The sequence below is a fragment of the Noviherbaspirillum album genome (assembly GCF_035916955.1).
GTDB classification, from domain to species: Bacteria; Pseudomonadota; Gammaproteobacteria; order Burkholderiales; family Burkholderiaceae_D; genus Noviherbaspirillum; species Noviherbaspirillum album.
This window is the reverse complement of record NZ_JAWIIV010000084.1, coordinates 1-6,701: the sequence shown is the minus strand read 5'-3', so window position 1 is coordinate 6,701 and position 6,701 is coordinate 1. Positions and strand designations below refer to the sequence as shown.

The 6,701-nt window shown below is 50.3% G+C and carries 5 protein-coding genes and 1 pseudogene; 3 read left to right on the top strand and 3 right to left on the bottom strand.

Annotated elements, in window-relative coordinates; all coding sequences use genetic code 11:
* Positions 1-124: 124 nt before the first annotated feature.
* On the bottom strand, positions 125-532 hold the full coding sequence (locus RY831_RS32500; protein WP_326510433.1) for a hypothetical protein: 408 nt from the start codon (positions 530-532) through the stop codon (positions 125-127).
* Between RY831_RS32500 and RY831_RS32495 the strand changes: the two genes are divergently transcribed.
* The 3 genes from RY831_RS32495 (at position 516) to RY831_RS32485 (ending at position 5,444) form a co-directional block, all read left to right on the top strand.
* On the top strand, positions 516-2,552 hold the full coding sequence (locus tag RY831_RS32495) for a flagellin N-terminal helical domain-containing protein (RefSeq protein WP_326510432.1): 2,037 nt from the start codon (positions 516-518) through the stop codon (positions 2,550-2,552). The two genes, RY831_RS32500 and RY831_RS32495, sit on opposite strands and share 17 nt — an antisense overlap.
* Before the next feature lie 226 nt (positions 2,553-2,778).
* Positions 2,779-5,121: a flagellar filament capping protein FliD gene (gene fliD / locus RY831_RS32490; RefSeq protein ID WP_326510431.1), complete on the top strand. Its 2,343-nt coding sequence runs from the start codon at positions 2,779-2,781 to the stop codon at positions 5,119-5,121.
* Entirely contained in the window at positions 5,118-5,444 is a 327-nt protein-coding gene (locus RY831_RS32485; RefSeq protein WP_326510430.1) for a flagellar protein FliT, read from the top strand. The genes fliD and RY831_RS32485 overlap by 4 nt, the downstream gene beginning before the upstream one ends.
* 152 nt (positions 5,445-5,596) lie before the next feature.
* Here the strand turns inward: RY831_RS32485 and RY831_RS32480 are convergent.
* Positions 5,597-5,748 (bottom strand): annotated as a pseudogene (locus RY831_RS32480) (transposase); the annotation flags it as partial.
* Between the two features lie 31 nt (positions 5,749-5,779).
* A complete protein-coding gene (locus tag RY831_RS32475; protein ID WP_437126349.1) occupies positions 5,780-6,289 on the bottom strand; it encodes an IS3 family transposase in 510 nt (169 codons plus the stop codon).
* Between the last annotated feature and the right edge of the window lie 412 nt (positions 6,290-6,701).

Below are 6,701 nucleotides of genomic sequence, written 5' to 3'. Positions count from 1 at the left end.
CATCAGTTGGGTAGGGTTTGCGTGCATTCATCCCCAACATTGACTGAACGCTACTTCCTTAGTTCATAACACGCTCTAGCTGCGCTGGACCATGCCGGCGCCGTGCAAGCTTGATAGCGTGACATCAAGGATCGATGCCTGGAGCGCACCTGGAGCAGGCGACTTCGCTTAACGACAGGGTTTTCAACTTCTTTAGGCTTTTCGTCGAATATATTTTCGACGCAGTCGTCGAGACGCGTTGCAGCCCGCCTTGGTTGCCAAATTCGCACGGAACTTGCACAGGAAGAGCGAAATATCCCGGATCAATACTAAAGAATTTCCGCCGTCCGCCGAAGAAGCATGTGACCGGCAATGCGTCGGCAAGACCGGAAAAATAAAAATTAGATTTCCCTCTAAAGTTTTTCCAGTCTTGATCGATAACGGTAACAACAGCGGTTGAATGCCCCGCAAGAACGAGGCAAACAAACCTGGAAACGACCAAGCCGGGAATATCCGATCCATACAGGAGAATTAATATGTCATCCGTCATCAATACCAACATTGCGTCCCTGAATGCACAGCGGAACCTCTCATCGTCGTCTTCGGGTCTGACAACCGCGCTGCAGCGTTTGTCTTCCGGTATGAGGATCAACAGCGCAAAAGACGATGCTGCAGGTTTAGCGATTTCTCAGCGCATGGCTTCGCAAATTGGTGGCCTGAACCAGGCAGCACGTAATGCTAACGATGCAATCTCTCTCGCTCAGACCGCTGAAGGTGCCTTGTCCGGCATCGGTGACAATCTGCAGCGTCTTCGCACATTGGCAGTCCAGGCAGCAAACTCTACCAACTCTGACTCCGATCGTGCAACAATTCAGACAGAGGTCTCGTCCCTCGTCGCGGAAATTGGCCGTGTAGCAAATACTACTGAATTCAACGGCATCAAATTGCTCGATGGTTCGTTCACAAGCCAAGCTTTCCAAGTCGGCGCGAATGCAAATCAAACTATATCAGTATCAGTGGGCGGTGCATCAACCGATAAACTTGGCGCCACTCAGGCGTCGTCCTTAACTGCTAGCAATAACGGCAACGCCCTCGTTGCCGGTGATATGACTATCAACGGTGTAGCGATTGGTGGCTCAACATCCTCATCAGACAATGCATCGAGTACCGGTAATAGCGGTAGCGCGATTGCAAAAGCTGCTGCAATTAACGCTGTGTCTGCCCAGACCGGGGTTACAGCAAAGGCGGATGTAAACGAACTTGGCGGTGCCTCTATGACCGCAAGCACCGCAACAGGCACCTTAACAGTCAACGGCGTCGCTACCGCATCAATCACTACAACTAATGACGGCGCAACAAGTCGTGCGGCGGTGATTGCAGCAATCAATGCGATCTCTGGTCAAACCGGCGTGGTAGCAACGGACGGAGGCACATCTGCTGCCGGCATCAAATTGAGTGCAGCTGACGGCCGTAACATTACCGTGAGCGCTACTGGATTAACTAGCGCGCAGACAGGCGTCGACAATCTCGGCTCAACGACTTATGGTAAATATACGCTTACATCCTCGAAGGAAATCACAGTCACAGGGAACGCTACCAACCTGAAAAATGCTGGTGTTAATGCAGGCACTTATTCTGCTCAAACTGCATATGCATCGAGCACTGCTGGTACTGCAACCGCTTTCGTGGCAGGTGATTTTAAGATTAACGGGATTGCTATCGGTGCCTCTGTATCGAGCGATGACACATCGTCTTCATCACTTGGTGTGGCAGGGGCAAGTGCAATATCTAAGGCCGCAGCTATTAACAAATTGACTTCACAAACAGGGGTTGCTGCAACTGTTAATACAACGACGTTGGCCGGTGCTGGAATGACCGCGTCTACGGCAACCGGAACACTTACAATTAACGGAATTGCAACAGCGTCCATTTCCACCAATGCAGACGGTGCTGCGAGCCGAGCTGCTGTTATCACAGCGATTAATGCGATATCCGGACAGACTGGTGTAAAAGCAATTGACGGTGGCACTTCCGCAGCTGGCATCTCGTTAGTTGCAGCCGACGGTCGTAATATCACAGTCAGCGCTACCGGATTAACTAGTGCGCAAACTGGTATCGATAATCTTGGCGGAACCACCTACGGAACTTTCACATTAAGCTCCGCGAAGACATTCACCGTAGAAGCCGGTACGACTGGGACTGCATCGACAACTACTGGCATGGTCAAACATGGAACATACGGTTCCGGACGCAGCGGCCAAGCACTTTCAACAATCGATGTCTCTACTGCATCAGGCGCTAACAATGCCATTACAGCAATTGATAACGCGATCTCTTCCGTGAACCGCAGTCGCGCCGAGTTAGGTGCAATTCAAAACCGGTTCACATCTACAATCTCGACATTGCAGTCAACGTCCGAGAATCTCAGCGCTGCGAAGAGCCGGATTGTTGATACTGACTTTGCTGCCGAAACTGCGAATATGACCCGCGGTCAGATCCTTCAACAAGCAGGTACCGCAATGCTGGCACAGGCTAATGGATTGCCTAACGGTGTACTCGCCCTGCTCCGCTGATCTTCAAGAGTAGACACTTAGTAAAAGCCTGTCCGAATGATTCGGCCAGGCTTTTTATCTTTAGACGAACTAATATCATGTTGAGAAACGTCAGTTGAGACATGTGTTAGCTTGAATACAACTTATTCCGGTAACACATATGCTCTTGTTCAGCTACGTTTACCGAGGCGCAGAATAGGCGCTATAGTTATAGCTCTTACGAGCGATCATTTTAAGAGGTGCAACCGTGGCTATTTCATCACCAGGTATCGGATCCAATCTGGATGTAAGCGGTATTGTTTCTCAACTTATGGCGGTCGAAAGTCAGCCGCTCACAGCGTTGCAAAAAAAAGAAGCAAGTTTTCAGGCAAAATTAACTGCATATGGAAGTCTGAAAGGTGCTCTTTCCTCATTCCAGACATCTGTCGCTGCTTTGGCAGATGCATCAAAGTTCCAATCACTGACTGCTACTTCATCTGACAGCACTGTTTTGTCCGCATCCGCTTCTGGAACGGCTGCCGCCGGTACATATAGCATCAACGTTAGCGCACTAGCTCAATCGCAAACAATTGCGACCGCAGGTCAAAGCAGTTCTACCTCGGCAATTGGAAGCGGCAGCGCGACTACGCTAACCTTTCAGTTTGGCACTATTAGTGGTGGAAGCGTAACAAGCGGAAAACATAGTGGCGCAACATTCAACGTAGACGCCACACAAGCTGGCGGTACGGTTGTAATTGACTCATCAAACAACTCATTGCAAGGCATCCGTGACGCCATCAATAGAGCCGGTCTCGGCGTCACTGCATCAATTGTCAATGACGGAACAACAGGTAACCCATACAAGCTCCTTATCAGTTCCAATAACACTGGACTGGCAAAGAGCATGAAAATATCATCGAGTGGAGAAGATGCTGCTATCAGCAACTTGTTGTCGTACGACCCGGGAGGTACACAAAACCTGACGCAGACTTCCGCTGCACAAAATGCCTCTTTGACAGTCAATGGATTATCAATAACCAGCGCATCGAATTCTGTTTCAGGTGCAATTGGTGGCGCCACAGTTAATCTTTTGAAAACTGGGACAAGCACTGTGACTTTTAGCAATAACAGTGCGGCAGTTACTACGGCTATGCAGTCACTAGTGACAGCATACAATTCCATCAACACTACCCTAAATTCTCTCACACGTTACAATGCAACGACAAAGCAGGGAGGCATACTACTTGGAGATGCTTCAATACAGAATATCCAGTCACGCATCCGTAGCACATTGTCTTCTGCACTTTCTGGTCTTGGTGGAAGTTCGTTGACAAACCTTTCTCAAGTCGGCCTCTCCTTTCTCAAGGACGGCTCATTGTCACTAGATAATGCTAAGCTTCAAAGTGCGCTCTCAAATAACTACGGGGACTTTGCTGCTCTTTTCGCCGCCTATGGTAAATCCACCGATAGCCTTGTCAGCTACGTTAGCGCAACGACAAAAACGGAAGCAGGCAGTTATGCCGTCAACGTGACAACCCTTGCAACGCAAGGAAAAACTGTTGGATCGGATTCTGCCACACAGGCACGATTGGAAGGGTCTACGGCGGCTAACTTGACGATTACCGACACCGTGAACGACCAGCTTTCCGTATCTGTTGATGGAGGAAGCTTTGTTACGGTTGATCTAACGTCTGGAACCTATGCTAGCTTCGATGCGTTAGTAGCACAAGTTCAATCTGATCTTGAGGCTGTACTCCCTGGACAAGTTACTGTATCCCATAGCTCAGGAAAACTTAGCTTTACATCAAATAAGTTTGGAGCGTTATCTGCTGTTGATGTAGCGAATGGAGGTACTACAACTGGCGCTAGCGATCTGCTAGGCCTAGCACCAACATCTACTAGAGTTACGACGATAAAATCCGGAGTAAACGATCAGCTTGCGCTTGGGATTAATGGCACCACTGCTACGGTAACTCTAGCATCGGGTACGTACACCGCAAGTGCGTTAGCTGAACATCTTCAAGCCACAGTCAATAGTAATGCCACATTCTCGACCGCCGGTATCTCAGCCACCGTCACACAGTCATCTGGCGTGCTTACAATATCGTCTAGCCGTTATGGCATAACTTCGGCAGTAAACGTAGCGGGTGGGTCGGCCGCATTGAACTTGATGGGATCAGCACCAACATCAACCATCGGCGCAGACGTTGTTGGCACTATCAACGGCGTAGCTGCGACAGGGTCCGGGCAGTTTCTAACCGGAGCTGCAGGAGATACGTCTGAGGGTATTAAGTTGCAAATCGTTGGTGGCACAACAGGATCAAGAGGAAACATCAACTTTTCAAAAGGTTACGCTTACAATTTGAATTCCCTGCTTGATAATTTCCTTTCATCTGCAGGAACAATTGCTAGCGTTACCGATGCTGCGAATCGCAACATTGCTGATTTGCAAAAAAGAGCTGCTGCGCTGAATGTCCAATTGACTGCCACGGAAAAACGCTATCGTGCACAGTTCACCGCCTTAGATACCCTTATTGGAAAAATGAATACGACAAGCTCCTTTTTGACACAACAGCTGCAGAACCTAGCAAAAATGAGTAGCGGTTCATGACTACAATAAATATAACAGTATTACTTGAACGCTACGAGGCAATGCGAATGCTTTCGCGCCAAATGCTTAAAGCTACACTAGACGAAAACTGGGATGACCTCATTTCGAGCGGCAATGTACGAAGTACTATTGCCGAATTCCTACAGCACAAAGATGTCATTCAATGGGATGGTGTATCAGCTGACCGAAAAGCAGAAATGATCAGAGAAATTCTGGAGCTTGATAATAAAATTAGAGAAGTTGCCGTGCGTCATATGGACCAGCTTCACGGAAAAATTGGAAGCATCAACACAGAAATTAAGCTTAAAAAGGCTTACGAATAGACCGTTCTCCACTACTCTCAAGTTGACGATAAAAACGTCAACAGGGCGTCCCATTGATGACTCACCGCTATAGCCACTATCGACCAGCATTCCAACCACGTCACATAGCGTGTCCGCGTTGAGCAACAGTGTCAGTATGCCGGCGTCCCGGTAGTTCACATTGGCTGTCGTGACCTCGATTGCATGTGGCAGGCCCCGGGGTATCTACGGCCAAATGGCGCTTGATACCTGATACCTTCTTACCAGCGTCATATCCTTTGCTCTGGGCCGTATCTGCGTCCTTCACGCTTTGTGCGTCCAGAATGCATGTATCGACCCAGCAGAATCTGCTCAGATCATGCTGCTAAAGCGAATGCCCCCGCAGGTGTTTTCATGCCCAGCGCTTGATGCGGACGCCGGGTGTTATAGAAGCCAATCCAGTCACCAATGGCTCGGCTCGCATGCTGCAGCGTCTCGAACCGATGGCGATGCACACACTGCTCTTTCAAGGTTCGGATAACTCGCTCAACCATGCCGTTCTGTTCAGGGCAGTGTGGTGTGATGAATTCCTGCTTCAATCCATAACTTTTGACCAGCGCGGTGTAGCTGCGGCTGGTGAAGACCAAGCCGTTATCAGAGCGAAGCAGGAACGGCACTGGCACACGTCCTAAGGTGCCGTAGCGGACGATCAGGGCCTGTTCCAGCGCAGACTCAGCGGTCTTGGCCTTGCCGGAGCGGGACAGGTGCCAACCAAGCAGCTCTCTGGTATGGCAATCGATCACCAGAGCCAGCACTGCCCAACCATCCCGGCCGGCCCAGACTCGACACAAATCTGTTGCCCACCGCTCGTTCGGTGCCTTGGCCACCGAGNTCTCTGGTATGGCAATCGATCACCAGAGCCAGCACTGCCCAACCATCCCGGCCGGCCCAGACTCGACACAAATCTGTTGCCCACCGCTCGTTCGGTGCCTTGGCCACCGAGGGTAACGCTTGCACCCGCGGCCGGAAGCCGATGGGCCGTTTCTTCACCTGCCAGCCCTTGAGCTGGAAGATGCGCTGCACGGTGGTCTTGTTGAAGTCCAACAGGTGCGCTACCGTCCGATAGCCGAAGGACGGATTCTCGTCGATCATGGCCTTGATCGGACCGGCGAAGCGGTCCTGGACCTTGGGTGCCGACTTGGCCGACTTGTAGTACACCGTGTCACCGCCGGATGGATACTCCCCAATTCTTCCGTTTGAAATCTCCCCAGTTTGAACGGTAAAAGCCGGTGCAGGATG

Bases quoted from the DNA above. Each gene is read 5' to 3' on its own strand.
- RY831_RS32495 (WP_326510432.1), top strand. From the start codon at position 516: ATGTCATCCGTCATCAATACCAACATTGCGTCCCTGAATGCACAGCGG.
- RY831_RS32485 (WP_326510430.1), top strand. From the start codon at position 5,118: ATGACTACAATAAATATAACAGTATTACTTGAACGCTACGAGGCAATG.